The organism is Streptomyces humidus (assembly GCF_014649655.1).
GTDB classification, from domain to species: domain Bacteria; phylum Actinomycetota; class Actinomycetes; order Streptomycetales; family Streptomycetaceae; genus Streptomyces; species Streptomyces humidus.
In genome coordinates this window covers 1-619 of the sequence record NZ_BMTL01000168.1, presented here as the reverse complement: position 1 = coordinate 619, position 619 = coordinate 1, and the positions used below count along the sequence as shown (strand labels likewise).

General features: G+C 66.9%; 1 protein-coding gene. It reads left to right on the top strand.

Annotation, left to right across the window (positions count from 1 at the left end; translation table 11 throughout):
• A partial coding sequence (locus IE239_RS41585; protein WP_373308244.1) for an RNA-guided endonuclease InsQ/TnpB family protein occupies nt 1–619 on the top strand: 619 nt, incomplete at both ends.

The following is a 619-nucleotide window of genomic DNA, read 5'->3' as shown; positions in this document are numbered from 1 at the left end:
CGACGCAGGTGAAGCGGGCGTTCAAGTACCGCTTCTGTCCCACGGACGAGCAGGCAGCAGAGCTGTCGCGCACGTTCGGCTGCATCCGCAAGGTCTACAACATGGCGCTCGCCGCCCGCACCGAGGCATGGGCGCGGCAGGAGCGGGTGAACTACAACGCCACGTCGGCGATGCTGACGGCGTGGAAGAAGACCGGGGAACTGGCCTTCCTCAACGAGGTCTCCTCCGTTCCGCTCCAGCAGTGCCTGCGGCACCTGCAGACGGCGTTCACCAACTTCTTCGGCAAGCGGGCCAAGTACCCGCGCTTCAAGTCGAAGAAGAAGTCCCGGAAGTCCGCCGAGTACACCACCAGTGGTTTCCGCTTCCGCGACGGCCGGCTGACGCTGGCGAAGATGTGTGATCCGCTGGACATCCGCTGGTCGCGGCCGCTGCCGGAGGGTGCGAAGCCGTCCACGGTGACCGTGTCCCAGGACGCGGCCGGGCGCTGGTACGTCTCCCTGCTGTGCGAGGATCCGACGGTGAAGCCGCTTCCCGCGACAGGAACCGCCGTGGGTGTGGATGTCGGCCTGGACCACCTGCTGACCCTCTCGACCGGGGAGAAGACCGCCAACCCCAGGCA